We start from the raw sequence: 26,302 nt of genomic DNA on the forward strand, positions 1-26,302 counted from the left end.
CCGTGCAGCCACATCCCCAGATCGCGGAACAGGAAGACATCGCCGGCGAGACCATCGCCGCTGTTTCTACGCCGCCCGGACGCGGCGGCATCGGCATCGTGCGCCTCTCCGGGCCGCATGCGCTGGCCATCAGCAACGCGCTGCTGGCCCTGCGCAATCCGCTGGAGCACGCCATGGCGCGCTTCGCCGAGATTCGTGATCCGGAAACAGGCGGCAAGCTCGACGAGGCCATCGCGACCTACTTCGCAAAGCCCCGCTCCTACACAGGGGAAGATTTAGTCGAGATCGCAGCGCACGGCTCACCCGTGGTGCTCGATCTGCTGCTGCGCTGGGCATTGCAACAGGGAGCGCGGCTGGCGCGTCCGGGCGAGTTCACCGAGCGGGCCTTTCTCTCCGGACGCCTTGACCTCACGCAGGCCGAAGCCGTGCGTGACCTCATCGACGCGCAAACGCTCTACCAGGCGCGCACCGCAGCCGAGCAGATGGGCGGCGCCATCTCGCGGCGCATCCAGCCGGCCAAGGAAAAGCTCGTCGAGCTGATCTCGCTGCTCGAGGCCGGCATCGATTTCGCCGAAGACGATGTGGATCTGACGCCGGATGAGGAGATCGGCACGCGCATCGACGCAGTCGGCGCCGAATTGGCTGGCCTGGCCCGCAGCTTCGAGCGCGGGCGCATCGTGCACTCCGGTCTGACGCTGGCCATTGTGGGCCGCCCGAATGTGGGCAAGTCCTCACTCTTTAACCGGCTGGTCGAGCGCGAACGCGCCATCGTGACGGCGATACCCGGCACCACGCGCGACTTGGTGACCGAGCGCGTTTCGCTCGGCGGCATACCTCTCGAACTGGTAGACACAGCCGGACTGCGCACCACCGCCGACGAAGCCGAGGCCATGGGCATCGCAAAGTCACGCGAGGCGCTCGCCGATGCGGACATCGTGCTTGTCGTGCTCGAAGCGGGTATTCCTCCGAGCGAGGAAGAGGCTGAGTTGCTCGCATCGCTCCACGGACGCCGCTTTCTGGCGGTCTATAACAAGATCGATCTGGAAGACAGCAGCAGCGGACAGGGTCATGCGGAGGAGCAGAGTATCCGCACCTCGGCAGCGACCGGAGCGGGCATCGAAGCGCTGCGCGAAGCGCTGCTCAACATGGTGCGCACGCCGGGCGGCGAGAGCGAAAGCGGCATGCTGACCAATCTGCGTCAGCACGAAGCAGTGAAGAGCGCGCTGGATGCGCTGGGTGACGCGCGAGCCGCCACAGCAAACGGCACCCCGCATGAAATGATCCTGCTCGACCTCTACAGCGCCCTGCGCCAGCTCGACAGCCTGACCGGCGAAACCACGGCGGACGACATCCTGAACCGGATCTTTTCCACCTTCTGCATCGGGAAGTAAAAATCTTCAGAAGCCTGCGTCTCTTGCCAGACTAGCTGGCCTGCCAGAAAACGGGATTGCTCGAGAGCCGGCAGTTCCACGCATTGGGCAGGCGTCGCCAGTGCCGTCCTAAGCGATAGGCCAGCAGCTTGGTCGCCGTTCGCACCAGGGCGAGCGGAATCAGGCTGCGATCATGCCGATTCAGGTACGCCAGCTCAGAACGAACAAACTTCTGCCCTTCGCCGCCTGCGCTGCCGAAAGCTTCGAGCATCCATGCTTCGCGGTCATGGTGCACGCCAATATCGAAATAACGGGCGAACTCCTGGCGCACGGTGAAGGCATGCGAATGAACCGCCGTGGCGTCCGCCTGATAAACCACCTTCCATCCGGCCATCAGCAGCTTTGCGGCAACATAGGAATCTTCGCCAAAAATCACATCGCTGGGAAAACCGCCTACAGCTTCGAGCGCAGTCCGGCGATAGATGGCAAAGCTGTTGGAAAGAAATGCCGCGCGAATGCCCACGGCATGGCGGCTCTCAAAGCTGCGCACCTGGGAGACATCGGGATAGCTGAACAGGCGGGCATGACGCTCGATGGCATCGGCTTCTGCACGCGGGAGCTGACGCCCGTAGGCAGCGCCGACCTCAGGATCGTTCATCGCTGCGCATAGATTGCAAACGCTGTCCGGAGAGTCGAGCACGGCATCCTGAGTCATATAGAGCAGCAGTTCGGCTTCAGGCGGCATAGAGGCGATCGCAGCCTGCCGGGTTCGGCCGTGGCCGAACTCTTTTTGCGGAATCACCACCACGCGATAGCCACTGGCACGCGCGAGCTCGCAGGTGCGATCGGGCGAACTGGAGTCGATGATCAGAACCTGCTCCGGAGACAGCCCCTGCATCGCCAGGGCGCGCTCAAGATCAGCCCAGTGCCGCTCCGCCTTCCAGGTAGGAATGATGATGCCGAGATTCTGGAAGGGTCTGGCAGCCGCCTGTGGTCGCGATACTGCTTCAGCCGTGGATTGCGATTCCGTGGACATTCTTATTCAGGGTACAGCGATCGGGAGAAGAAAGGATTGCTGCACGGTTCACTCGGAAAAAAGTCCATTTCAGGCTGACAACAGAGACTCCAGCGGGCCTATGCGCTTTTTCGCGCAGCAGCGGTTCCATCTGCCCTGCATGATCCGACGCAGTTCGCATGTGTATTGCTCTCAACGCTAGAATCACGCCCATGAGAGGTTCGTATTTCCGCAAGGTTCTTCTGCTGGTACTCGGTCTGCTTGCGGGGGGTATGACGCGGCTTCAGGGAGCGCCAACTTCAAACACTCCAACCGGAAATCCGAATGCGGCTTGTGCTCGGTGCCATCGCGACATCTACGAGAACTATGAGCGGACACCGATGGCCAATGCGAGTGGCGCGGCGGCAGACGGATTTACGCCTGGGGATTTTGTGCACCAGGATTCGGGCATTCACTATCGTGTTTTCGAGAAGGATGGACGCGTCTTTCTCTCCTACGACCGCGACTCGCAGCATCCGGCAAAGGTGCTGCATGGGCAGCAGGAGCTAATCTCCTATATCGGCTCGGGCAAGCGCGGACGGACCTATCTCTTCGAGCAGCAGGGCTACTGGTTCGAGCTCCCGGTGAACTGGTACGCGAAGAAAGCGCTATGGGATATGGCTCCGGGATACCTTGATGTCAAGGAAATGCCGATGACCCTCCCCATCGACTACAGCTGCATGCGCTGCCATACCTCGGGCGCACAGCAGGTGCTTGCGGATGCGCGCAATCATTACGCTGCCCAGCCTTTTCTGCATGGCGGAATCACCTGCGAATCATGCCATGGCGACGGAGCGAAGCACATCGATTCAAGTGGAGCGGGAGCGATGCTCGACCCGGCGAAACTTCCGGCGGAGCGGCGGGACTCGGTGTGTCTGCGCTGCCATCTCGAAGGCAAGGTGGTGGTGACACGCAAGGGCAAATCGCTGGGCGACTTCAAGCCGGGGGACGACCTCTTCGATTACGCGGTATTCTTCGTGCGGGCGCAGGAGCAGGGCGCCGGCGGCCGCGCGACGAGCCAGTGGGAGGCCCTGGAGCAAAGCGCCTGCAAGCGGGCTTCGGGCGATAAGCTGACCTGCACCACGTGTCACGATCCGCACAGCGAGCCCACGGCGGAGGAGCGGGTGGCCTTCTATCGCAAGAGCTGCCTTGCATGCCATACCGGCGTAAAGTATGCGGTAAAGCATCATCCCGAGCAGCCTGATTGCGCTTCCTGCCACATGCCACGTTCGGCGACCAACGATATTGCGCACGAGCAGGTGACGGATCATCGCATTCAGATTCCTTCGCCAACACCGGCAGTGACTTCGCAAAGCGAAACACTGGTGGCCGTGCACGAAGCGCATCCCTCGGACCGAGACCTTGGGCTTGCTTATGCGCAGCTGGCCTCAAAGGGCGATCGCGAGGCGGTGATGAAGGCGTATCCACTGCTGCGGAAGGCGGAACAGGCAGGCGGTGGAGTGGCCGACGATGCACAGGTGCACACGGAGCTTGGCTTTCTGGAGCAGGTGATGGGACATGCCGATGCGGCGCAGCAGGAGTACGGAGCGGCGCTCAAGGCCAATCCCTTTGACGCCGTGGCCGAGGGGGACCTGGCGCTGATCCTCGCCGAGCAACGGCACTATGATGAGGCCGAAGCGCTGTGGCAGCGCGCCTTCGAGCACGATCCGACGCAGATTGCCGCAGGCAGGAACCTGGCGCAGGTGGCATGCGGAATGGGACAGATCGACCTGGCACTGAAGACACTGGACCGGGTGCTTCTGTTTTCGCCCGACGACCAGCGGGCGAAGGAGATGGCGGCAGGCATGCGGTCGGGCGCGATCCACTGCCTGCCGTAATAGAAGGTGCACCGCGCACGCGGATTTTTACTGCGCTGCGCAGACGCGGGCCGGAACGTCGACCGTGGTCTCAGGCTGATGCGCGCTGCGGATGAGGGACTGCATCTTCAGATACGTGCCGTTGGTCCAGCCAAAGCCAACCACATTCATCTTGTAGCCGCTGGCCACATCCACCTCGCTCGAGGCGGTGACCACGTTGTACTTCTCGTGAAGGGTGTGGTCGCATTGGTAGTTGTTGCGCACCATGGTGGTGAAGCGGCGCGCGATGCGAACAGCATCGTTGAGGTCGCCCGCCCTGACCAATCCATCGACAGCGATCCAGTTGGTGGGCGCCCAGCCATAAGGCAGATCCCACTGCACGCCGGATTCAACGTCGCTCATGGCGAGTCCGCCAGGATGCTCAAAGAGAGACAGGTGAGATTCGATCGCTTTGGCCTGCGCGGCACTCGCGGCTCCCGACCAGAGCGGATAGAACGTGCTGATGTAGTGGTAGCTCGACTGGTGGTGCGTAATGAAGTCGTAGTCGAAGTACATGCCCTTTTGTGCATTCCACAGATACTTATCGATCGCAGCCTTGCGGGCATCCGCGTCCGCGCGCCAGTGTGCGGCTTCCTGCTGCTGATGACGCGTCTCGGCCATCCAGGCGAGATCTTCTTCGTATTGGTAGAGCAGGGCGTTCAGGCAGACAGGCGCGTAATGGTGAGTCGAACCAGCAAAGGCGCCAAAGCGGAATTCAGGGTCGAAGCCGGACTCGCGCATGGCGCGGTCACCCTTGTAGAAGTCGCGGCTGAGCCAGTGGCCGTCGACATGCGCATGCGCGCAGACGGGCGAGATGCGCGGATCGCAGCTGGTTTGGGCCAGTTCTGCCTGCTGTGCGGCATTAGGATTGTCGGGACCGGCGACGAGATACTCGCGGCCTTCTTTGGGGTGCTTGAGCAGCCAGCGGATCACATCGGGATAGTAGGTCGAGTCGTCGGCCATCTCTTCGACCGGACCATCGCCGAAATCATAGTAGCGGGCGAGGCCGGTCGATCCGGCCTGGTGCTCGCGGCTCATCCAGAGTGTGTGGTCGCGCACGGCATAGGGATAGGCATAGTTGAGCCAGTCCGCGGCGTCCTTCGTTCTGCCCGCAGCGATGTATGCGTCGTAGACGGCGCGGATCATGGAGGAGAGGAACGGTGGTTGTGAACGTGTGAAGTAATAGGTCCGGTTGGCGTTGAGGATCGCGCCGTAGTACTGGATCTCAAAGAAGAAGTTTTCGACCATGCCACGGGCGAGGTCGAGACGATGGTCTTCGAGCAGGCCGAGGATGATGAAATAGCTGTCCCATCCGTACATCTCATTGAAGCGGCCGCCGGGCACGACATACTTATTCGGCAGGTAGAGCAAGCCGGCATCGGGAATCTCGTGCGGCTTGATGTCGCCGATGTGCTGAATAGCATGCGGCAGGTAGCGCACCTGCACATGGCACTGCGTCTCGAGTGCCTTGACCTCCGGGCGCTCGGGATAACCGGCGGGAAGATACAGCACGGAGGCGCGGGCGAGCTTGGTGTCCGCAACGGACTTGCAGTCGCTCATGGAGCGTGTGAGCGTATCCCATGCGTGATGAATGTAGTCATCGATCGGCGGCTGTGCCGGCTGCTGCGCGACAGCGAGACTGAGAGGAAAAAGCAGAAGAGCGAGCAGCGACAATGCGAGACGTTTACTTTTGAGCATATCCAGCGACCTGACGCGAGTATCTTATCGGATGCAGGCCGCCCTGTGTCTAGCGCGAGGGAGTGGGCACGAAGTGCACATTGCGCAGCGGAGGCATGGGCTGCGGTTCGCGGACACGCATCAGCTTGATCATCTCGCGCAGGCGGAAGGCCTTGATGAGCTGCTCGTCGACGAGGCGGCGATGACGGCGGCGGTGATCGGGGTCAGTGAGCGTGTGTACGTGCCGCTCATCGAGCGAGGCCTGCTGCTCGAGCTTGAGGGCGGCCGAAAGAACGGCATCGCGGAATCGGGAGCTGACGTGGAGTGGTTCTGCAGGCCGGGAGTTCGACATAGGGAATCCTCACAAGAAAATGTGACAGGAGTCCTCATGTCTCCTGCTTCTATGCCGATGTTAGAAGCGCAATTCATGCCTCTGGGAGATGCCTGCGGGCACTTTTGGCCGATTCTTTGGTGTAAACCTGTACAGAAACAGGACAGTGGCCGGTTGTCAGTCACAACTACGGCCAGTGGGATTCGTGCCCTCCCGCCCAAGCAGAGCTTGGACGGGGCACCCTTGTCTTCGTTTGTTCAGAAAAGCAAAAGCGGCGTGACCTGAGGTCGCGCCGCTTTTGGTTGCGATGATAAGGAATTACAGTTCGAGCGACTTCTCCGCTGCCAGCTTCGCTGCGTGAGCGATGAAGTCGGCGAGCGGCTGCGAGCCCTGGTCGCCCTTGCCGCGAGCGCGCACGCTGACGGCATTCGCCTCGGCTTCCTTGTCGCCCATGACGAGCACGTAGGGCACCTTCTGCATGGTGAGGTCGCGGATCTTGGCGTTCATCTTCTCGTTGCGGGCGTCGAGCTCCACGCGGAAGCCGGCCTTCTTCAGCTCCGCCTCGACCTGTTGTGCGTAAGGCAGATGGCGCTCGCTGATGGGCACGAGGCCGATCTGGATGGGCGCGAGCCATAGCGGAAAGGCTCCGGCGTAGTGCTCAATGAGCACGCCGAAGAAGCGCTCCACGCTGCCGAAGAGAGCGCGGTGGACCATGACGGGCTGGTGGCGTTCGCCGTCTTCGCCGACATATTCAAGCTCGAAGCGCGCGGGCAGGTTGAAGTCGAACTGCACCGTCGAGAGCTGCCAGAGGCGGCCGATGGCGTCGACCAGCTTCATGTCGATCTTCGGACCGTAGAAGGCGGCCTCGCCGGGGATCTCCTTGTAGGGGATGCCCTTCTCCTGCAGCACGCGCTCAAGCGAGCCGATGGCCAGCTCCCAGTCCGCGTCGGAGCCCGCATAGCTCTGGCGATCCTTCGGGTCCCACGAGGAGAGCTCGACCTTGAACTCCTTGAAGCCGAAGGTTTCGAGAACCGACTGCGCAAAGTCGATGCAGGCAGCGATTTCGCTCTCGACCTGATCGCGGCGGCAGAAGATGTGAGCATCGTCCTGGGTAAAGCCGCGCACGCGCAGCAGTCCATGCATGGTGCCGGAGCGCTCATAGCGATAGACATTGCCGAGCTCGGCATAACGGACGGGCAGGTCGCGGTAGCTCTTGGGTGAATTCTTGTAGATGAGGATGTGGCCCGGGCAGTTCATCGGCTTCAGGCGATAATCCGCGTCGTCGAGCTCCATCTTGGTGAAGAAGTTGGCCGAGTAGAAGCCCTCGTGACCGCTGGTCTGCCAGAGGTTCACGCGCATGGTGTGCGGCGTGTAGACCAGATCGTAACCGCGACGGATACATTCTTCGCGCATCCAGTCTTCCATGATCTTGCGGATCATGGCGCCCTTCGGATGCCAGAAGATGAGGCCGGGACCGGCGAGGTCCTGGATCGAGAACAGGTCAAGCTGCTTGCCGAGCGCGCGATGATCGCGGCGCGCCGCCTCTTCGAGGCGGGCGAAGTGCTCGTCCATCTCCTTCTTGGAGAAGAAGGCCGTGCCGTAGACGCGCTGGAGCTGCGGATTTTTCTCATCGCCGAGCCAGTAGGCGCCGGCGAGATTGGTGACCTTGAAGGCCTTCACGCGGCCGGTCGAAGGCACATGCGGCCCACGGCAGAAGTCCACAAACGCGCCGTTGCGATAGAGGGAGATGTCATCGCCCTCCTTCGTGAAGCGCTCGATGAAGTGGATCTTCATGAAGTCGTTGTCGGCCTTGAAGCGATGCAGGCCTTTCTCGCGCGGCTCATACTCACGGGTGAATTTCTCGTCACGCGCAACGACCTCGGCCATCTTCTTCTCGATCTTCTCGAGGTCTTCGGGCGTGAAGGGCGTGGGACGATAGAAGTCGTAGAAGAAGCCGGAGTCGGTTGCGGGGCCGTGGCCGAGCTTGGTCTCGGGGAAGAGCTCGAGGACGGCGGTGGCGAGCACGTGCGCAGCCGAGTGGCGAACGACCTTGAGGGCGTCAGGGTCCTTCTCGGTGAGGAGCTGGAGCTTCACGCTGGTGGTGAGCGGCGTGGCGAGATCGACGAGGCGCGGTGCGTTTGCGTCTTCTGCGGCATACATGGCCGCGTCGTCGGAAGTAGCCGCGGCGCCTGGCGTTTCCTTCGGCCCGGTCTCGGTCGTGTTGCTGTCGAGGGGCTGGATGCGGGCGACGACCGAGGCCGCGGCGAGGCGCGGCGAGATGCTTTCGGCGACCTGGAAGGGCGTGACGCCGGCGGCGAAGTCCTTAACGGAGCCGTCGGGGAGATGAACCTGAATCTGATCCTGTAGTGCGCTCATGAAGATGTGTCGATCCTGCGCCGTGGCGCGTGAGTCTTGTCCTTCAAGGATATGTGCTGGCGGCGGGTCGCGTCGAGGGAGCGGAAGGCAGGCAGGGGCTAAAGGCCGCCCATTTCCGATCGGTACGGCAGGGCTGAAGCCAGGGCCCTGAGACGAAGCGATGATGGACTCGCCTCGAGCGAGCGGGGCGCGATCCTGATAGCATCCCATACTGAAGTTTCATGCAGGGAGGACGGATGACCACCGGAACGCAGGAACAATCGACATTTGAGCCGCGCCCCATGGCGGCGCTGGCGCTGGCAGGATGGCTGTTGCTTTGCCTGGCGGTGAGCGGAGTGTCGTCGATCTTTCCGGTGCACAGCCTTCCCACCTGGTACGCGGGGCTCATCAAGCCGTCGCTGACGCCTCTGAACGCGGTCTTCGGACCGACGTGGACGGTGCTTTTCGTGCTGATGGGGATTTCGGCGTGGATGGTGTGGAAGACACGGCCCAGCGTCTGCCGGGTGCGCGGGCTGCGGCTGTTCCTGATCCAGCTGGCGTTTGCCTTTCTGTGGAACTGGACCTTTTTCGGGCGGCACCAAATGCTGACCGCACTGGCGGATATCGTGATCTTGCTGGTGACGATCACGATGACTATCTGGACCTTCCGCAAGATGAGCGTGACCGCGGCGTGGCTGCTGGTTCCGTACCTGGCGTGGGTGGGGTTTGTGACGTATCTGAACCTGGGGTTCTGGCGGTTGAATCCGTAGCGCGGCGCAGCCGCGCGGCAGCCAGTGCGGCGCTTCGCGCCGGTAGCGGTCAGGCACAAGGACAGCCAGTGGGGTTTGTACCTCCCACCCGGCTTCGTTCCTCCCACGTCTCAGAAGCGAGACGTGGGGCACCCAGACCCTCGCTTCTTGAAAGAACCGCAGCTCCCTCGACTTCGCTCGGGATGACAGTTTTTTTGTTGTGACTAAAGAAAACGGCCAGCAGAAGCGATGCTTCTGCTGGCCGTTTTTGTGACGGACTGCTACCGGTGCGCAGAGCGCCGGGCTGGCTGCTACTTAGCCGGTTCGACTGCTCCGGGGAAGACGCCGGGGAGCGGCTTCATCTGCTGCTGGCGCAGCTCGGGATGGGGCAGCGGCTTGCGGGGCAGCATCTGGTCGCGCTGAGCGGCGTTGTAGACGAAGATGGCCTCGACCACCGCAGCCTGCTTCAAGTCGCCGGGCTGCAGGCGCTCGAAGACGTCCTGGTTGGAGTGGTGGGTGCGGGTTTCGTAGTCGAGCGGGTCCTGGATGAACTGAAAGCCAGGGATACCCACGGCGTCGAACGAGAGGTGATCGGTGCCACCGGTGTTGCGCATGGTGATGGTGGTCACGCCGAGGTCCTTGAGCGGCTCCATCCACTGCTTGAAGATCGGCTCGATGGCGGCGTTTTGCTGCAGATAGATGCCGCGAATTTTGCCCGAGCCGTTGTCGAGGTTGAAGTAGCCGGAGATGAGCTTCTGCTCGGGCTTGAGCTCGAGCGGACCGGTGGCACGCAGGAACTCGGGCAGCTGCTTCTGGTCAGGGGTGTCGAGGGGCTGCGCAAAGCCGAAGTGCTCCTTGACATAGCCGCGCGAGCCGAAGAGGCCCTCTTCTTCGCCGCTCCAGAGAGCGATGCGGATAGTGCGGCGGGGATGAACGTCGAGCGCCTTGAGGATGCGCATGACCTCCATGGCAACGATCGTGCCCGCGCCGTTGTCGGTGGCGCCGGTGCCGGCGATCCAGCTGTCGAGATGGCCTCCGACCATGACGACCTGATCCTTCAGCTCGGGATCGGTGCCGGGGATCTCGGCGATGGTGTCATAGCCGTGCTCGTGTTCGCCGGTGATCTTGGTCTCGACGTCGAGCTGCACCGTGACAGGCACATGCGCCTGCAGCAGGCGATACATGCGGCCATAGCTCTCGATGGCCATGACGACGACGGGGATCTTGACGGCGGATTCGGCCTTGTAGGGCGTGCGGCCGAGCGCGGCTCCGTTGTCGTCGAAAATGATGCCGCCCTCGCCGCCGCCGTTGGCAGCGTCACGGCTGGGACGGATGACGGCTGCGGCCTTCTCCTCATAAAGGAACTGGGCGATCTTGTCGGCCATGCGGTAGCGGGCCATGGCGGCGCGGATGCGAGCCTGCATATCACCGCCGGGACCGGGGCGGCGCTCGTCGGTCGGGGTCTCGGCGATTTCTTCGAGCTGCTCCCTGGTGTAGCGCTCGAAGAGAGCCTTATCGACGGGCGGAACATCGCGCATCTCGCCGAGGAGGATGATCTTGCCTTCGAGCTTGCCTTTGTACTGATCGAAGTCCTTGTCGTCCTGGATGTTGACGTAGACGACATCGCCCGTGACGGGGCCGTTGGTCGAAGGCGACCAGGGCGTGGCCTGCGCGATGAAGACGGCCGTATCGGGCGCGGTCATGCGCACCCAGGTGTTGAGCTGCTGCCAGCCGAGGCCGAACTCGCCCCAGTCATCGAGGTGCGCGTTCACGCAGCCCATGGCCGTGAGCTGATCGCGGGTCCAGGCATTGGCCTTGGCCATGTTGGGCGAGCCGGTGAGGCGCGGACCGATGTCATCGCTGAGGGCCGAGGCGTATTCCATGATGTGGGAGTGCTCGAGGCCTTCCTCGCGGATGCGGGCATACATGTTGAGATCGAGCTTTTCGACGGCAGGCTGAGGCTGCTCCCAGGCGGGGACATCGGACTCGGGCTTCGCCGGCCTGGCAGCCTTGTCTGCTGCGTGGAGCGGCAGCGAAGCAGTACAGAGAGCAAGCGCGAGCGCGGAGACGGAAAAAGAACGCAGGGGCATTACGGGCAGCTCCTCGAGCAGGGTACGTGGGATTCTGCGCAGCATAGCACCTCGAAGAACAGAGACGAAAAGGATTTTGGACTGGCCGTCCAGGCCCTTCGCCTGCGGCACCCGCTCCCGCTGGTCGCGAGTCGCATTTGCTCTTCTGAAACAGGGTAGGGAGATGGGAGCCCTGCGGCTTGAGTGGAGAATCCTGTTTCCCCACTCAAGCCAAAACAGGGCTGGAATGGGCCACCGTCGGGTCTGCTTGTCGGGGTTCGTTCCTCCCACGTCTCAAAGTCGAGACGTGGGGCACCCGTTTTCGTTCCCCTGCCGGGCTTCGCTACACCCTAAACCCTATTCCCTACACCCTATCCAGGCAGCACCTCGTAGGGACGCATCATCTCGTTGTCCTCGTGCTCGAGGATGTGGCAGTGCCAGACATAGCGGCCCGCGTAGCCCTCGAAGGGAACGAGGATGCGGGTGATGGTGCCGGGATCGGTGCGAACGGTGTCCTTCCATCCGGATTCGAGCGGCTCGGGCGGCATAGCCGGGCCAGTGAAGCGGGCTTCGCCGGTCATCTGGAAGCCGTAGGTATCGAGCGGACGGCGATCGAGGACACGGAAGCGGACGAGATGCAGGTGGATGGGGTGCGAGTCCTCGGTGAGATTCACCAGCTCCCAGATCTCGGTGGTGTTGAGGACCGGCTTCTCGGTGATGGGCGCGTGCCAGGGGGTTTTGTTGAGGAGCATGCCCATGGAGTTCTGGATGTCGTCGAGGGTCTCGTCGAGGGTAAGGCGGCGCGTGCGGATGGCCGTCTTCTCATCCAGCGGGAGCGGCCGGTCGCGGAGGGTCTTCGGGATCGCGTGTGAGGGCGTGGAGGCTTTGGCCCCGACACGGAACTGCATGAGGTCGAAGGAATCGCTGACCAGTTTCACGTTTTTTCCAGCGAAGTCGCTGAAGTCTACGAGCACATCGGCGCGCTCGGCCGGAGCGAGCGGAATGCGCTTCGTTTCGACAGGCGCGGCGAGCAGCCCCTGGTCGTTGCCGATGACGTGCAGGGTTGGCTTGCCTTCGAGCGCGATGCGGTAGAAGCGGCCGTTCGAGCCGTTGAAGAGGCGCAGGCGGTAGAGGCGCGGCTCGACCTCGTGATAGGGCAGGAGCTTGCCGTTGACCAGGATGGAGTTGCCGAAGACCTCGGGCACCCAGGGATTATCGCCATCGGGCGCGACCGGATAGACGAGCTGGCCATCCTTACCGAGGAGGCGGTCGGCGAAGAGCAGCGGAATCTCATATGGGCCGCCGGGCAGAGCGAGGCTGGCCTCGTGCGCGTCGCGGACGATGGCGAAGCCGGTCATGCCGGCGTAGATGTTGAGCCGGTTAATGCCCATGGTGTGGTCGTGGTAGAAGAGCAGCGCCGATTCCTGATTCGAGGGATAGAAGCAGCTCTGCGTTTGGCCGGGCGTGATCCACTCCTCGGGATAGCCGTCGCTTTTGGCCGGCGTGCGGCCGCCGTGCAGGTGGGTGACCGAGCGAACCTCGGGCAGCGACTTGTCCGCGCCCATCAGGGTGTGATCGATGGGCAGGAAATGCCGGGCGGGGAGCTGGTTCACCCAATCGACGGTGGCACCGTGGCCGCTCTCGATTTCGAGCGTGGGACCGGGGAATGAATCGCCGTAAACCCACATGCGCGCGGGCGGCAGGTCGCGGTGCACCTTGATGCGGACTTCACGCTGGACGATGCGGTAGTGGGGCAGCGTGCGGCCATGCTGCTCGGGGTGCGGGTGCATGCCGATGGGCTTCGCGACGGGCGGAATGGGGAGCGAATCGACGAAGGGCGCGAGCGTCGAGGGATCGAGCTGCGGCGTGGCCGGCATGTGGTGCATGGGCATCGCGCTCAGGCGACGGATGCTGAGACCAGCAAGAGCGAGCGAAGAGGTCTGCAGGAAGGCGCGGCGGGTGTGAGAAGACACAGAAATATTCCGTTTCAGAAACAAACTCTCAGTGAAAGGCACTCCCGTAAGACGAGAACCCTATACTAGCCAATTTCGCGATGAGACTTGGAAGAGTATTGCAAGACCTGTCGTCCCAGAAAACAAAGTGATTTTCAATGCTTTGTCCATCTGGCGTTTACCTAGAAAGGTCGTGCGGCTCTCATAAGTCGCACCGTTAGCAAAAGCCGATGAACTCTTTAATGGAACTAGTTGCTGCAAAACCCTGGGCAAGCTTGCTCGGACTCGCTGTTTTGTTTATCTCGCTTGGCGTGGCCTTGCACCTGATGGGACCGGTCTCAATCCAAATCCACCAACTTGAGGTGCCTCAAGTTGATCTTAAGATCGGAAGTGCACCTGCACCCAGCATCCATAGACTCTGACTTTTTTTAATTGAAACAGCCTCCGGCGCCTTGAAAGGCGCCGGAGGCTGTGCAGGATGACGCGATCTACCAGCGGCCGCCGTTGCCGCCGTCTCCGTCACCCCAGCCACCATTGCCGCCCCAGGCACCGCCTGCGGTGACCTGACCGGTGGAAGGATTCAGGATGAGGGTGGCATCGCCGCGGCGATGGTGGAAGTCGAACATGCTGTCGATGGAGCCGGAGATGGCGTCAAACGAACCGCCGCCGATGCGCTCGCCGCCGAGCCAGTTGTCCTCGATGAAGTGAATGATCGAGCTCTGGTCGAGGGTGCCGTGATCGACGAAGTTGCGCTTGGCATAGGGAGAGATGACCAGCAGGGGCAGGCGCGGACCATAGCCGCAGCGGCCCTGGGCATGCGCGGTGCCGCTGATGCCGGGCAGCGTGGTTGCCGTGTCACTGCCGCAGGTTCCGGTACCGGTAAGCATGTCCGCCGCGGTAGCCGACTGGTTGACGATGGGGCTCATCTGATGGTCGTACCAGCCGTCCGAGTCATCGTAGTTGATGATGACCGCGGTCGAAGACCACTCGGAGCTCCGCATCAGCGCGTTGATGACCGTGACGACGAAGGTCTGCTCGTCGAGCGGATCAGAGTAGCCGGCATGCGCATCCTCGTAGCCCGGAGCCTTGAGGAAGCTGACGGCGGGCAGGTTGCCGGCATTCAGCGCGGTGTAGAAGTCGTTGATGTCGTACTGGTGATTGGCCTGGTCACCCTGCTTGCCGATCATGCCGGTGGAGCTGGGACGCAGGTGCTTCGGGTTTGCGGTCGAGGTGTAGTACTGGAACGGCTCGTGGTGCGGGATGTAGTCGGTCTCCGTGACACCGGTGACCGAAGAGGTCGTGGAGCGCGAGCAGCCGGTGGTCTTGTTGGAGTTGGTCAGCGAGGTGTTGAAGCCGCCTTCGAACCAGCCCCAGCTGATGCCCTTGGCATTGAGCAGGTCGCCGATGTTCTGGCCGCCGAGCTGCACCAGCGCGCCGGTGGTCGTCGAGCAGATATCGCCGATCGGGTCAGCATCGCTCATCAGCGTGTAGCCGCCGTTGCCGTCGGCAACGATATCGCCGCTGGCGTTCGACTGATCGATGACACCGTTGGTCTGGCCGGAGACGAGGTTGATGGCACCCGGCGTCGAGGGACCGAAGTTGGTGTCATAGGCATTGTCACTGAGGGCAAAGTTCTGGGCGTAGTTCCAGAGAGCGGTGACGGTGTTGCCGTCAAAGTAACCCATGACCAGACCCTTGGTGCTCACGCCGGTTGGCGGCGGACCGGCCGTGCCGGTGTACTCGGGGAAGGAGTCCATGAGGCCCTTGTGGAAGGCTTCCTGCTCGGGCGTGTAGCCGTGATCCTGATCGGCAGTCGCGGCCTGCGTGCGATCGAGGCGAAAGGGATTGGACGCGGCGCTGCCGTTGGCGGTGTTCAGGGAGTTGGGATTGCTGGTGAGCAGGCCACCGGTGAGGCCGTTCACGGTCGGGGTCCCGGCAGCGGGATAGAAGGCCGGCTCGCCCTTGGGATTGGTGGCGTAGGGATAGGTGCCGAAGTAGTGATCGAAGGAAATGTTCTCACCGAAGATCACAACCACGTGCTTGATAGGAGTCGTCGTCTGCGCATCATCCTGCGCGCGAGACACGTTGGGGGAAGCAAGCTGTCCGGCTACCAGGAGCGCGGCCAGGGAAGTCGCCACATGCTTGTGCATCACAGTCCTCCGTCGCCGGCGTAATGCCGGCGGCCTATCAAGGGATAAGCGGGGAGTGTGAATACGGGGTGACTGGCATATAAACGCTCCGCGAAAAGCTGGTTACTTTCGAGCAGTGGCCTGACGGATGCGTCCATACGCGAACAACGTGCAGACCTTGCGTAACGTTCTTACGCGCTGGGTGTAAAAACGCGCTGAGTGATCCGCCTTCGGCCTCCGCTCCCGCTGGTCGCGACCAGGAATCCCCTGAGGATCGAACAGGCTCTTAGACCAGTGAGGTGCCGGCGATCTGTTCTAGGACGCGCAGGGGTGCATGCTGCGGTGCAACGAGCGCCTCGGGGCGGACGAGGAAGGTCTGCTCAAGGGCATACTGCCCCGCAAGCACCGCGTGCGGGACGGTATCGGTATAGACCATCCAGCTGGAGCCCGAGGGGAACTGATGGGGATAACGGGCGCAATCGGCCTGGAAACCCACATTCTCCTTGAGGAAATTGTGGAAACGCATCATGAAATCGTCGTAGGGCGTGCGCTTGATGGAGGGGATGGCCGCGCCGAGGCCGATGGCCTGACCCAGCCCTTTGCCGAGCTTGGAGACGATGGTATCCGGACGCAGGCCGATCTGGCCGGGAACGAATTCCTTGACGATCTGCGCGAAGGGATCGCCGACGATCCAGTCGCGGGTGCGCGTGGGATGAATGTTGTTGAAGAAGCGCAGAATGCGCGCGCCATGCGTGGGGCGGGTGGGAAAAGCATCGGTGTGCAGGAGGTCGTTGCGCTTGCGCAGGGAGAGATCGCGGCCCTGCTCCTCCTGCGGGCGGAAGCTGGCGTAGTCGAGCTGCCAGTTGGATTGGTACGGCGCAAGAAAGCCGGTGAGGAAGCGCACCACAGACTGCGAGTAGTTGCGCATGATGCCCTGCAGGCGCTCGACGGCGCGGGCATCGGCGGTCTTGGTGTCGACGCCGCTGAGCTTGTCGATATTGGGCTTGTAGGCGATGTTCTTGTGCAGCGAGCTGTCGGTCTGCTGCTGGCCGAGCAGGAACTCGAGGTCCGAAGGCGGAATGGCGATGGGCGTCTGCGGAAAGAAAAGAATGTCCCCGGCTTCGAGATGCTCGCACCAGGCGCGCAGCTGCGCGTCCTTTGCGGAGGTGTGCTGCGCCCAGGCGCCGTCTTCGATGGTGATGAGACCCAAGTGTGTTATCCCCTTACCGTGCCGGCGAGCCTGCGGCGCGCCCAGAGTGAAAGCAGCACCACCAGCGCCAGGGCCATGGCGGCCACGCCCGCCGGCAGCGCGAAGTAGCGATAGCTGTCTGCCATATTGACGCTATGATGGCCGGCGTAGTTCCAGAAGAACAAAGCAAGGATGGCGATAAAACAGGTGGCGAAGAAAACCAGGAAGCCGAACGCCACGGCCATGAGCAGGCTGGAGAAAAGTCCGAGATCGCCGAGCGGGATACCGAGGATGCGAGTGGACGCATTCGGGGCCGGGATGGAAGCTGCAGGCATGGTGGATGTCCTCCATACGCGCCTAGAGTCTGAGCCGATTTTCCCCAGCAACGCCAACCACGACAAAGGGCATATCAGACTCTAAATAGCAAAAGGTAGAATACAGGTTTATGGCCGAGGTAGCGCAGGTGTCTCTTCTTCCCGCAGCACAAGTGGCGCAGGAGGCGCGCGTGCAGCAGGCACAGAATGGCGTCTGCTACGCGAGCTATGGCGATACACAGATCTCCGCCGAGGAGCTGGAGCGGATCGTAAACGCGGTGCCGGCCTCGGTGGCCAGAGCGCTGACCAAGCGTGCGTACTACTTCGTACCGCTGACGCTGGGCGAACAGGACGAGACGACCGTGGCTCCGAAGTACACGGTGGACCTGGGCGACCGGGCGATCTGCCACCGGAATTTTCACTTCGGCAACTCGGAGTGCGTTTTCATCTCGACGCGGCTGATGCAGGACCGCTTCGCGCTGGCCTTTGAATACTTCATCAACGTTGGCCACCACTTCGTCGATTCCGTCGGCGTGCCGGAAGCCTTCTCGGAGCTAGTCTGGTCGCAGGCCAAGGCCGACGTGCGCGGCGAGACCAGCCAGGATGCGTGGGAAAGCCGCCGCAAGGCGACCGAGCGCGTGGACGGCGACCGGGCACCGGATGAGAAGGCCAAGTCGAGCTATTTCGAATCGGCATTTTCAGACACGGTGGCGATCTACATGTTGTCGCTCACGCTGGACTTCGATTACTCGGAGCTGCGCGAGCGGGAGTATCCGCTGATTGCGGCCCCGGCGCTGGCCGAGCGGCTGCGGATGGCGGCGAAGCTGTTTCCGCCGAATGCGGGGTACGAGTTCGAGATCCGGTACCGGCGCCGGGGCTAGCGCGGCTTCGCCGCGCCAGCGGTCAGCAGCCAGTCACAAAGACGGCCAGTGGGGTCTGTGTTCTGTATTCGAATGCGACCCGTCCAAGCCCGTAGTTGGCTTGTGTGGACGACACGCGGCTCTTCGATGGCAGGGGTTCGTGCCTTCCCATGTCTCTGAGAGACATGGGGCACCCGATCCTCGTTGCGCGAAGAGAACCGCAGGTGCCTCGACTCGCTGCGCTCGCTCGGAATGACAATCTTTTTAGAAAAATAGAAACGGCCAGCGGAGGCGATGCCTCCGCTGGCCGTTCTTGTGACTGACTGCTCCGCGCGTAAGCGCGGCTAACTGGCTACGAGCGCTCCGCGCGCGGCCGACTTGCTTGCGGCGCAGCCGCGCTGACTCGCTGCTTTTAGTGCTTCTCGAACATCGCCTCGACGTCCTTGCTGAGGGCAATGCGGCCGGATTCGCGGGTGTAGAACATGTGGCCGCCGGGATACTCCTTTACCGCCACGCGGGTGGGATCGCCCATGACCGGCATCTGGTTGACCGAGAGCACCGAGCCCATGAATGGGCAGGAGAGATCGTTCCAGCCGTGGACGATGAGGATGCGCACCTTGGGATCGGCGGCTACGGCATCGCGCAGCTGCTCGACCGAGCCCTTGCGCATCTCGCCACCGCGATCCCACTGGCGGTTCACATCGTAGGAGAGCGCGTTGTAGCGGGCATCAACCTTCCAGCCGACGGTCTGGGTGACGAAGTTAACCATGGCGGTGGTGGTGGGCGCGATCATTGCGGCCAGGATGGGATCGTTGGCGCGCTGGTCGAAGTCATACGGGAAGGGATCGTACGAGGTCACGTTCGAGTCGTAGACGGAGGCCAGCTTGCCCTCTTCGCGATGCACCTCGCGGAGGTAGGCGCCGGTGTCGAGACGGCCGCCGGAATACTTCACAAATTCAGGATCGAGACCGGTCATCTCGGTGACCTTCTGGATCATGGCCTGCGTGGCGGTGGGGTCGGTATAGCCCTTGATGAGCGTGGTGGCGTAGTCGCCGAGGTCGTAGCTGATGACCTGCTGCATAGCCTCGGGCGTGAGCTTGTGCTGGCGCTCGAGGTTGGCGGCGGTGATCGAAGGCAGCGTCACCATCCACGGAATGGGCGAGAGGTCCCCGTTTTCGTCGATGGTCGGGTTGAGGTAGGGCGAGACCAGCACCGCGCCGTTGAGACCCACGCCAAGCTGCGATTGCAGGTAGTAGAGAACACGGGGTCCGCGGAAGCCGCCGTAGCTTTCACCGACGAGGTATTTGCGCGAATCCATGCGGCCGTTCTTCACCAGCCAGTCGTAGATCACGCGCGAGAGGTACTCGATATCGGCTTCGGTCGAGTAGAACTGCTTCTTGGTCTCGGCCTCGTTGACCAGGGAGCGGCTGAAGCCGGTGCCGATGGGGTCGATGAAGACCAGATCCGTAAAGCCGAGCCAGGTGCCCTGGTTGTCGGAGAGCGTTGCGGGATCGGACGGGCTGTCGCCGTCATTGCCGGCGTTGAGGTGCTTGGGACCGATGGCGCCGAAGTTGAGATAGACGCTCGAAGCGCCGGGGCCGCCGTTGAAGGCGAAGGTAACGGGACGGTTGGCGCCGGGCACGGTGTAAGAGGTAAAGACGACCTGTCCGGAGGCCTTGCCGTCCTTGTCGTAGACCGGGATGGTGCCGACGGTGACGGTGTAGTGCAGGGTCTTGCCGTTCAGCTCGATGGACTGCTCGACATGCGCATCGGCGGGGAGCGGCGGCGCAGGCTTCAGGTCGGACGATTTCGCGTCCGGCTTGTCGGCGGCGGCTTTATCGGCCGGCGGAGGACCGTCAGGATGCTGGGCGAAGGCGGGCGCGGCAAGCGCGAGCGCAGCTACAAGGCCGAGCGCAAGGCGGCGACGATTCGTCACCGTGACAGATACAGTTTTCGAGGAACAAGCAGAAGAGTCGAACGGATTCATAGCGCTACCATACACCGGCAAGAACAGCGGTCAGGCAAAAAAGCGGTCAGGGATGAGACGGCCAGTGGTCAGTGGGGATGCGGTCGGTTGTGGAACGACCAGTGAGATCCTCGGAGCCCCACCCATGACGAAACGGCTTGTCATGGGTGGGGCTCCCGCCACTGGCCGTCTTTGTGACTGGCTGCTCCGCGCGCAAAGCGCGCGCCTGACCGCCGACTCGCTAGAATCAGTGCATGATTGCGCATCTGCGGGGACGCCTTTTTTCGAAGCAGCCGGGCCAGGCGATTGTCGAGGCCGGGGGCGTGGGTTACGACGTGACCATCACCATTCCCACCTTCACTTCACTGCCCGCCGAGGGGGCAGAGGTCGCGCTCTACATCCACACCCAGGTGCGCGAGGACCTGCTGGCGCTCTTCGGTTTCCTCGACCGGGATGAAAAGCGGCTCTTCGAGCGGCTGATCACGGTGAGCGGCGTGGGACCAAAGCTGGCGGTGACGATTCTGAGCGGGCTGAACGCGGAGATGCTGGTGGGCGCGATTCGCGGACAGGATCACGCCACGCTGACGCGCATTCCGGGCGTGGGCAAGAAGCTGGCCGAGCGGCTGGTGGTCGAGCTCAAGGACAAGCTCGAAGACATGGCCGCAGCTCCGACGGCGGTCGTCTCGGCGGGGCCAGCTGGTGAGGATGTGCTCTCGGCGCTGGTGAATCTCGGCTACCAGCGGCCTGCGGCACAGAAGGCGATTGAAACGGCGGTGGCGAAGGACAAGGCCCTGGGCGAAGACTTCGACGGGTTGTTCCGGGCGGCGTTGAAGGTGATCCGCTAGCTACTGCGCGCAGGGCGGTCCGCCTTCGGCCTCCGCTCCCGCTGGTCGCCACTTCACGTGGGGCGAATTGCTTCGCGTGGCGCTCCCGTTGGTCGTGAGTCTGATCCGCCTTCTCAAATGGAGAAGAACCCGGCGCGCTTCATCTCTTACCCCACCGTGACATACGTCGAGTACGCGCGGTCTTCGAGCTGGGTAAACGGCGCCAGCTCGATGAGGCCGGAGTCTGTTCGAGCCTGCCAATGGCCTTCGCGATTGGCTGCTGCGAGGAGCTGGGAGCGGGTCGCTTTCACCGGTTTGTCGGTAACCGCGAAAAGCACCAGTGGTCCGCGAAGAACCGCGATGGTCTCCGGATGCTGTGGGTCTATGGCCTCGGCGCGAAGCGGCATGGGGAATGAGAGTTCGACCTGATCGCCGTGATGCCAGGTGCGGCGGAGCGTTGCGAAGCCCTTGTCGACAGAGATGGGAGTGGGATCGCCATTGACGGTGATGTGCGGGCCGCCATCGGCATGCGCCCAGGCGGGAATGCGCAGGCGCAGCGGGAAGGTGGAAGAGCGGTTGAGCTCGAGGCGGAGAGCAATGTGGCCGCGGTCGCCGGTTGTTTCAAACGGGTAATCGCCCGACTGCGTGAGGGTGAGCGCTGCGCCGTCCCGAGTGGTCCACTTGAGCGTCGAGGGCAGGTAGAGATTGACGGCAAGGCTGCCATCGCGGCCCTGGAAGTAGCCCAGGAGATGATAATCCGCGGCCACCTGCGGCAGCGTGCCGGAGCAGCAGGGCCATTTGTCAGGGAAATAGAAGCGCGAGCCGGAGAAATTGTAGTCGGAATAGTAGAAGGCCGTGCCGTCGGGCTGGAGATGCTTTGCCCCAAAGACGGTGTTGTAGAGAACGCGCTCCATGCTGTCGCCGTAGCGGCCGTCTCCGGTGACGGAGAGCAGGTAGCGGGTGATCTTGAAGTGGCCATAGGAGCCGCACGGGGTCTCGAAGCTGTGATGGGTGCCGGTGAGGCTGGCAAACAGCGCGCCGGTGCCGGGCACCACGAAGCTCTCATTCGGCCCCCAGCCTCCGGTGGCGAAGCTCTGCGTGGCGAGGATCATCTCGAAGCCATTGGTTGCAGCCTGAAGGTGAGGCTCGCTGCCATCGGAGAGATACGCCTGCATAGCCGAGCTGAGCGAGTTGCAGTGGCTGTAGGCGTGGTGATTGGGCAGCACGTTCTGGTTGGCTGCGAGGGGCGTGAACCAGCCCTTGTCGAGGAGATAGCGGGCAGCCATGGCTCGGTAACGGTCACCGGCGCCGCGCTGCCAGGCGAGGTAGAGATTCTCCGGCAGCGTGTAGGGCTCATCCCAGCAGAAGTCATCGGGCGCGGGGTCGCCCACCGAGAGACGCCAGGCTCGCTGGTCTTCGCGGGCGAGCGCGCGGGGCGGCAGGTGGGGCGCGGCGGCATCGGTGGTCTGATCTAAAAGTGCAAACGCCTGCTTGTTGCCGGCGAACTGGTGAGCGTCGATGAGGCCGCAGATGGCTTTGTCGTAGACGTAGGACGGAAAGCGGAACTTCGTATAGAAGCGGCCGGAAATGGCCGGCTGATAGAGGGCGAGCAGACGATCGATGCGAGCTTTGGTCGCGGGGTCTTTGTCGATGGCGTAACCGCGAGAGAGAGCCGAGATCCACTGGCCAAAGGCATGGCCAGGGCAGAAGCCGCGTCCCAGAGGCTGCTCGCCGGGAGGAACCTCGTCATACCAGCCGCCCATATCCGGTCCAGGCGCGGGCAGACCGGCACGCAGGCGCCAGGGCTTGAGCAGGCTGTCCTCATTGAGGCCGAGCAGAAGGCTCTGCGTGTGCTCGAACTGTGCGCGGGCGAGGCCGGGTGCGAGCTGGACAGCGCCGTAGGGGACAGGCTCGAGTACCGTGCGCGGAGGCGGGGCTGCGGAATCCTTGGCCGAGGCTGGAGTAGAGCAGCAGGCAGCAGCGGCAGTGAGGGCGGCAGCTTCAAGGAATTCACGGCGGGAAAGCATGGGAAAAAACCTCCGGGGAGCCATGCTATGCGGAGGATGAGAAGGCCAGCAAATCAGCGCGGAGTGGGACGCGCCGTGCGCGTCCAGGCAGCCCGTCACAAAGGCGGTCAGCGAGTCAGCGGCCAGTCACAAAAACGGCCAGTAAAAGCAAAAACACGGGTCCCCCACGTCTCGCTTCCGGGGGCCAACATCCTTCGCACGCCACGCTTATTTTTGGGTGCCTGGGTGGCCCATACAAGCCTTCTTTTGGCTTGTGTGGGGAAGTACGAGGCTTATCTTGTCCCCCATCCAAGCAACACCGGTTTGAGCGGGCCACCATTGCGTTTTCGAAACAAAGAAAACGCCCGCGGAGGTGATCCGCGGGCGGGTGAGTGAGAGATGGAAGCGGGTTATTCGGACGGCGGCTGCTGTTGAGGCGCGCCGGACTGATCGCCGCCGGGAGCTGGAGGCTGCCCGTTCGGAGCCTTGCCCTGGCCGTTGGGACCACCGCGGCGCCATCCCTTGCCGTCAGGGCCGCCGGGACCACCGAAGCGACCGGGACCATCGTGCGCCACGGTCTTCAGCTTCTTCCACTGATCGGGCGTAAGCACCTGGCGGATGCTGAAGAGCATGCGGGCGCGATCCTTCTCGAGCTCGGCGCGGGCCTGGGCCACGGCGTCGATCTGGGCGAGGATCTTGCTCTCATCGGGCTGTTCGGCCTCGATAAGCGGGTGCATGATGGCTTCCTGCTTTTCAAGCGCCGCGTTCAGATCGATGAGCTTCAGCCGATGCTGCTGGGCAATGTCATCCATCTTCTTCTTCTGGTCATCGGTCAGGCCGATGGCGGTTGCGATACGGGGGTTCGACCAGAAGTGCGGGCCGGCCTCGTGAAAGCGCTCCATGGGCGGGCCACCGGGACCGCGATCACGCCAGTCCTGGCCTCCGCGCATATCAGGGCCCTGGGCATGCAGGGCGGCGGGTGCAAAGCAGAGAGCTGCGGCGAGCGTGAGCATCGCGGTGCTCTTGAAGTTATTGCGAAACATGGGAGTTCTCCGTGCGAGCGAGCGTATTTTGTTCCTGCGATGTTGTTGAGTTCCAGCTGTCAAGTTCGGTCAATGGTGCAAGGGGAGAGGGGACTGACTGATCGATCGCGTCGTCCACTTGTTCAAGTAAAGCGGTATCCGAAGGCTGCGTGGCGGCCGGAATCGTGGTGTGGGCCTGCATGACAGGCTGCGGCGCGGCATGGTGGCTGAGCGGCAGCATGGCGAAGCAGAGAGCACCGGCAGCGAGGCTTCCGGCCAGGCTCCAGCCGAAGGCCATGCGGCGATGCGCGGAGCGCTCGCGGCGGCGCGCCGGGGCAAGCCATTCGGGCGAGAACGGCCGGTTGGGCTGGTTCTCGGCGTAATTTGTCAGCGAGGCACGGAGCAGGCGAATGGACTCGGCCATCTCGGGCTCGATCGCGCCGATTTCCAATTCTGCGGTCTCAGGGGTGCGGCGTAGTTCGGTCATTGCGGATTTCCTCCCATGCGTTCGCGAACGATGCGAAGAGCGCGGTAGAGGTGGGATTTCACGGTGCTGGCGTTCATGCCGGTAGTGTCGGCAATCTCGGCCAGCTCCATCTCCTCGACAAAGCGGAGGAGAAAGACGGTTTTCTGCTGCTTCGAAAGCTGTTCGACAGCAGCCCAGAGGGTTTTCACCTGCTCCTGCTGCAGGCAGCGCGCCTCGGGGGTGGCGTTGCCGTCCGGGAGCCAGTCGCTGATATCGACCAGATCAAGAGCGGTGTCGCGGGTCTTCTGCCAGAAGCGGATGCGGCGGCTGCGCAGGTGATCGCGGACCAGGTTGAGGGCGATGCGCGTCAGCCAGGTGCTCAGGCTCGATTCGCCGCGGAACTGATGGCGTGCGTTATAGGCCTTGAGAAAGCAGTCCTGGGTGAGCGACTCGGCGGTGTCGCGGTCGCCGAGCGAAGACATGAGGAAGCGGAAGATGCGTGGCCGATAAAGCCGGACCACCTCATCAAAATCGGCGAGTTCTGACACGTACTGCTCCTGTGACAGCCCGGCCGGCGCGACGGCGGCGAGTGGAGCAAGATCCGTGGTTGCCAAGTGTCCCATGCACTGGAATAGACGGGATCTGTCGCCACGAGTTTACATCCTGCTGCGCGCAGGGCGATCCGCTTCGCGTGGTGCTCTCCCTTTGGTCGCGATTTGGGACAGCGGTCAGGGCTCAGGGCTCAGATGAGCGCGTAAGACCTGAATCGCGACCAAAGGGAGCGGAGGCCGAAGGCGAGTCGCCGCTGCGCGAAGCAGCGGGTGCCCCACATCTCGTGTTGTTCGAGATGTGGGTTCGCAGGATGCCCGCTGCCGGAGTTCGTACCTTCCCACGTCTCAAAATCGAGACGTGGGGCACCCGGGGTTCTCTATCCCCTGTACCCGATCCCCTATTCCCTCGCCGAGCGGCTGAGGCGCAGCTCGCGCGGGGAGCGCTCGGCGATGAGACCGCTGCCCAGCTCCTGCCGTTTGGCAGGCGGCTTCGCTGCGGCGGCGTTCAGCCCCGTGCTCGGCGCGCACATGGCGAGCAGCCGCTCGGTCTGCTCGTAGTTGAGGCTCACGCCAAGCTGGCGGGCAGCAGTGCGCAGAATCCGGCGGCGCAGCGCGGGCGCGGCGGGCAGGCGCTCGATTTCAATGGCCAGCGAGGCCTCGTCCGGATGCGTGGAGGCGGAGCGGCCTCCGCCGCGGACCGGTTTGCCGGGGAGCAGAAGCTGAGGCAGGATACGGGCCAGCTCGGCCTGCCAGTAAGCCTCTTCGTCGCGAGCGATGGTGGCCACGGCGGCGAGCTGGGTGTGGATCTGCGGGTTGTACGCGGCGAGCGCGGGCAGCAGCTCGTGGCGCAGGCGGTTGCGGGTGTAGACGGTGTCGGCGTTGGTCGAGTCCTCGCGCCAGGGCTGGTCGAGCGCGCGGAGCCAGGCTTCGATCTCGCTGCGGCGGACGTTGAGAAACGGGCGGAGGATCGCGCCCCGCGCCTCAGCAAGCTGGGGATGGATGCCGGAGAGGCCTTCGGTCCATCCGCCGCGTAGCAGCTTATGCAGGACGGTCTCGGCCTGGTCGTCGAGGGTGTGGGCCGTGGCGACGGCATCGACCGTGCCAGCAGCGAGCAGCTCGCGGAAGAACCCGTAGCGGAGGTTGCGGGCGGCCTCCTCGATGGTCTCGCGATTCTCGGTTGCTGCGGTCGGCGTATCGACGTCACGGCTGTGGAGCGCAAGGCCATGCGTTGCGGCGAGCGACGCGACGAAGGCGGCGTCTGTGTCCGCTTCTTCGCCGCGAATGCCATGGTGGACGTGGACGACGGAGAGCACCAGGCCGATCTCGGGCGCGACCAGCAGAAGTGCACGCAGCAGGGCGACGGAGTCGGCTCCTCCGGAGACGGCTACGGCGAGGCGCAGGCCAGGGCGCAGGTTGCGGCGGTCGAGGATGGGAGCGGGAACGGCGGGCATCGCTTCTATGTTAGCCACTGCGCGGGACGCGACCCACCTTCGGTACCTGCCGGGTGCCCCACCCATGACGGGCAGTTGGTCATGGGTGGGTCTCACTCGAACCTTAAAATA

The 26,302-nt window shown here is 63.1% G+C and carries 20 protein-coding genes; 5 read left to right on the top strand and 15 right to left on the bottom strand.

The genetic code is table 11. The annotated features are described in order from the left end of the window. Window positions 1–2: 2 nt before the first annotated feature. The gene (gene mnmE, locus ESZ00_RS07840) at window positions 3–1,391 is read left to right on the top strand and encodes a tRNA uridine-5-carboxymethylaminomethyl(34) synthesis GTPase MnmE (protein ID WP_229741029.1); all 1,389 of its coding nucleotides are present in this window, start codon (window positions 3–5) and stop codon (window positions 1,389–1,391) included. Window positions 1,392–1,422: 31 nt separating this feature from the next. Here the strand turns inward: mnmE and ESZ00_RS07845 are convergent, their stop codons facing one another. Next, window positions 1,423–2,406 (bottom strand): glycosyltransferase family 2 protein, encoded by a 984-nt coding sequence (locus ESZ00_RS07845; protein ID WP_129207542.1) that lies wholly within the window; start codon window positions 2,404–2,406, stop codon window positions 1,423–1,425. Window positions 2,407–2,597: 191 nt separating this feature from the next. Between ESZ00_RS07845 and ESZ00_RS07850 the strand changes: the two genes are divergently transcribed. Next, complete coding sequence (locus ESZ00_RS07850; RefSeq protein ID WP_164981395.1) at window positions 2,598–4,262, top strand: tetratricopeptide repeat protein; 1,665 nt, start codon at window positions 2,598–2,600, stop codon at window positions 4,260–4,262. 27 nt (window positions 4,263–4,289) lie between these two features. Here the strand turns inward: ESZ00_RS07850 and ESZ00_RS07855 are convergent, their stop codons facing one another. From ESZ00_RS07855 to thrS, 3 genes are all read right to left on the bottom strand, one after another. Further along, a complete protein-coding gene (locus ESZ00_RS07855; protein ID WP_129207544.1) occupies window positions 4,290–5,978 on the bottom strand; it encodes a trehalase family glycosidase in 1,689 nt (562 codons plus the stop codon). Between the two features lie 49 nt (window positions 5,979–6,027). Beyond that, window positions 6,028–6,309, bottom strand: a complete 282-nt coding sequence (locus ESZ00_RS07860) for a hypothetical protein (RefSeq protein WP_129207545.1) — start codon at window positions 6,307–6,309, stop codon at window positions 6,028–6,030. Window positions 6,310–6,606: 297 nt separating this feature from the next. Continuing rightward, window positions 6,607–8,664, bottom strand: coding sequence for a threonine--tRNA ligase (gene thrS, locus ESZ00_RS07865; RefSeq protein ID WP_129207546.1), 2,058 nt, complete (start codon window positions 8,662–8,664; stop codon window positions 6,607–6,609). Window positions 8,665–8,900: 236 nt separating this feature from the next. Here thrS and ESZ00_RS07870 point away from each other — a divergent pair, with 236 nt between their 5' ends. Continuing rightward, entirely contained in the window at window positions 8,901–9,413 is a 513-nt protein-coding gene (locus ESZ00_RS07870; protein ID WP_164981396.1) for a TspO/MBR family protein, read from the top strand. Window positions 9,414–9,703: 290 nt separating this feature from the next. Here the strand turns inward: ESZ00_RS07870 and ESZ00_RS07875 are convergent, their stop codons facing one another. The 5 genes from ESZ00_RS07875 to ESZ00_RS07895 form a co-directional block, all read right to left on the bottom strand. Continuing rightward, complete coding sequence (locus ESZ00_RS07875; RefSeq protein WP_129207548.1) at window positions 9,704–11,482, bottom strand: M20/M25/M40 family metallo-hydrolase; 1,779 nt, start codon at window positions 11,480–11,482, stop codon at window positions 9,704–9,706. A gap of 350 nt (window positions 11,483–11,832) precedes the next feature. Then, window positions 11,833–13,434 (bottom strand): multicopper oxidase family protein, encoded by a 1,602-nt coding sequence (locus ESZ00_RS07880; protein WP_229741030.1) that lies wholly within the window; start codon window positions 13,432–13,434, stop codon window positions 11,833–11,835. A gap of 467 nt (window positions 13,435–13,901) precedes the next feature. Further along, window positions 13,902–15,563 carry a phospholipase C gene (locus ESZ00_RS07885; RefSeq protein ID WP_129207549.1) on the bottom strand — a complete coding sequence of 554 codons (1,662 nt, stop codon included), beginning with the start codon at window positions 15,561–15,563 and terminating at the stop codon, window positions 13,902–13,904. A gap of 265 nt (window positions 15,564–15,828) precedes the next feature. After that, entirely contained in the window at window positions 15,829–16,752 is a 924-nt protein-coding gene (locus ESZ00_RS07890) for a Kdo hydroxylase family protein (RefSeq protein WP_129207550.1), read from the bottom strand. Window positions 16,753–16,757: 5 nt separating this feature from the next. After that, window positions 16,758–17,066, bottom strand: a complete 309-nt coding sequence (locus tag ESZ00_RS07895; RefSeq protein WP_129207551.1) for a hypothetical protein — start codon at window positions 17,064–17,066, stop codon at window positions 16,758–16,760. A gap of 110 nt (window positions 17,067–17,176) precedes the next feature. Between ESZ00_RS07895 and ESZ00_RS07900 the strand changes: the two genes are divergently transcribed. Further along, window positions 17,177–17,926, top strand: a complete 750-nt coding sequence (locus tag ESZ00_RS07900; RefSeq protein ID WP_129207552.1) for a hypothetical protein — start codon at window positions 17,177–17,179, stop codon at window positions 17,924–17,926. A 391-nt stretch (window positions 17,927–18,317) separates the two neighbouring features. Here ESZ00_RS07900 and ESZ00_RS07905 read toward each other — a convergent pair whose 3' ends face one another. After that, complete coding sequence (locus tag ESZ00_RS07905) at window positions 18,318–19,841, bottom strand: S10 family peptidase (RefSeq protein WP_229741031.1); 1,524 nt, start codon at window positions 19,839–19,841, stop codon at window positions 18,318–18,320. 284 nt (window positions 19,842–20,125) lie between these two features. Between ESZ00_RS07905 and ruvA the strand changes: the two genes are divergently transcribed. Continuing rightward, a complete protein-coding gene (ruvA, locus tag ESZ00_RS07910; RefSeq protein WP_129207554.1) occupies window positions 20,126–20,716 on the top strand; it encodes a Holliday junction branch migration protein RuvA in 591 nt (196 codons plus the stop codon). Between the two features lie 146 nt (window positions 20,717–20,862). Here the strand turns inward: ruvA and ESZ00_RS07915 are convergent, their stop codons facing one another. The 5 genes from ESZ00_RS07915 to tilS all read right to left on the bottom strand — a co-directional run bounded on the left by ESZ00_RS07915 (window position 20,863) and on the right by tilS (window position 26,209). Continuing rightward, window positions 20,863–22,722: a beta-L-arabinofuranosidase domain-containing protein gene (locus ESZ00_RS07915; protein WP_229741032.1), complete on the bottom strand. Its 1,860-nt coding sequence runs from the start codon at window positions 22,720–22,722 to the stop codon at window positions 20,863–20,865. 389 nt (window positions 22,723–23,111) lie between these two features. Then, entirely contained in the window at window positions 23,112–23,744 is a 633-nt protein-coding gene (locus ESZ00_RS07920) for a Spy/CpxP family protein refolding chaperone (RefSeq protein WP_129207556.1), read from the bottom strand. After that, window positions 23,731–24,210 carry a hypothetical protein gene (locus ESZ00_RS07925; protein ID WP_129207557.1) on the bottom strand — a complete coding sequence of 160 codons (480 nt, stop codon included), beginning with the start codon at window positions 24,208–24,210 and terminating at the stop codon, window positions 23,731–23,733. Before ESZ00_RS07925 ends, ESZ00_RS07920 begins: the two co-directional genes overlap by 14 nt. Beyond that, window positions 24,207–24,803 (bottom strand): RNA polymerase sigma factor, encoded by a 597-nt coding sequence (locus tag ESZ00_RS07930; protein WP_229741033.1) that lies wholly within the window; start codon window positions 24,801–24,803, stop codon window positions 24,207–24,209. The genes ESZ00_RS07925 and ESZ00_RS07930 overlap by 4 nt, the downstream gene beginning before the upstream one ends. Before the next feature lie 335 nt (window positions 24,804–25,138). Next, window positions 25,139–26,209: a tRNA lysidine(34) synthetase TilS gene (gene tilS, locus ESZ00_RS07935; RefSeq protein WP_229741034.1), complete on the bottom strand. Its 1,071-nt coding sequence runs from the start codon at window positions 26,207–26,209 to the stop codon at window positions 25,139–25,141. Window positions 26,210–26,302: the final 93 nt, after the last annotated feature.

The organism is Silvibacterium dinghuense, assembly GCF_004123295.1.
In the GTDB taxonomy this organism is placed as follows: Bacteria; Acidobacteriota; Terriglobia; order Terriglobales; family Acidobacteriaceae; genus Silvibacterium; species Silvibacterium dinghuense.

Excerpts from the sequence above, each read along its gene's own strand:
- ESZ00_RS07850 (WP_164981395.1), top strand. The coding sequence starts at position 2,598 with ATGAGAGGTTCGTATTTCCGCAAGGTTCTTCTGCTGGTACTCGGTCTG.
- ESZ00_RS07900 (WP_129207552.1), top strand. The coding sequence starts at position 17,177 with ATGGCCGAGGTAGCGCAGGTGTCTCTTCTTCCCGCAGCACAAGTGGCG.
- ESZ00_RS07885 (WP_129207549.1), bottom strand. The coding sequence starts at position 15,563 with ATGCACAAGCATGTGGCGACTTCCCTGGCCGCGCTCCTGGTAGCCGGA.
- thrS (WP_129207546.1), bottom strand. The coding sequence starts at position 8,664 with ATGAGCGCACTACAGGATCAGATTCAGGTTCATCTCCCCGACGGCTCC.
- ESZ00_RS07855 (WP_129207544.1), bottom strand. The coding sequence starts at position 5,978 with ATGCTCAAAAGTAAACGTCTCGCATTGTCGCTGCTCGCTCTTCTGCTT.
- ESZ00_RS07895 (WP_129207551.1), bottom strand. The coding sequence starts at position 17,066 with ATGCCTGCAGCTTCCATCCCGGCCCCGAATGCGTCCACTCGCATCCTC.
- ruvA (WP_129207554.1), top strand. The coding sequence starts at position 20,126 with ATGATTGCGCATCTGCGGGGACGCCTTTTTTCGAAGCAGCCGGGCCAG.
- ESZ00_RS07875 (WP_129207548.1), bottom strand. The coding sequence starts at position 11,482 with ATGCCCCTGCGTTCTTTTTCCGTCTCCGCGCTCGCGCTTGCTCTCTGT.
- ESZ00_RS07845 (WP_129207542.1), bottom strand. The coding sequence starts at position 2,406 with ATGTCCACGGAATCGCAATCCACGGCTGAAGCAGTATCGCGACCACAG.
- ESZ00_RS07925 (WP_129207557.1), bottom strand. The coding sequence starts at position 24,210 with ATGACCGAACTACGCCGCACCCCTGAGACCGCAGAATTGGAAATCGGC.
- ESZ00_RS07870 (WP_164981396.1), top strand. The coding sequence starts at position 8,901 with ATGACCACCGGAACGCAGGAACAATCGACATTTGAGCCGCGCCCCATG.
- ESZ00_RS07860 (WP_129207545.1), bottom strand. The coding sequence starts at position 6,309 with ATGTCGAACTCCCGGCCTGCAGAACCACTCCACGTCAGCTCCCGATTC.
- ESZ00_RS07915 (WP_229741032.1), bottom strand. The coding sequence starts at position 22,722 with ATGCTTTCCCGCCGTGAATTCCTTGAAGCTGCCGCCCTCACTGCCGCT.
- ESZ00_RS07920 (WP_129207556.1), bottom strand. The coding sequence starts at position 23,744 with ATGTTTCGCAATAACTTCAAGAGCACCGCGATGCTCACGCTCGCCGCA.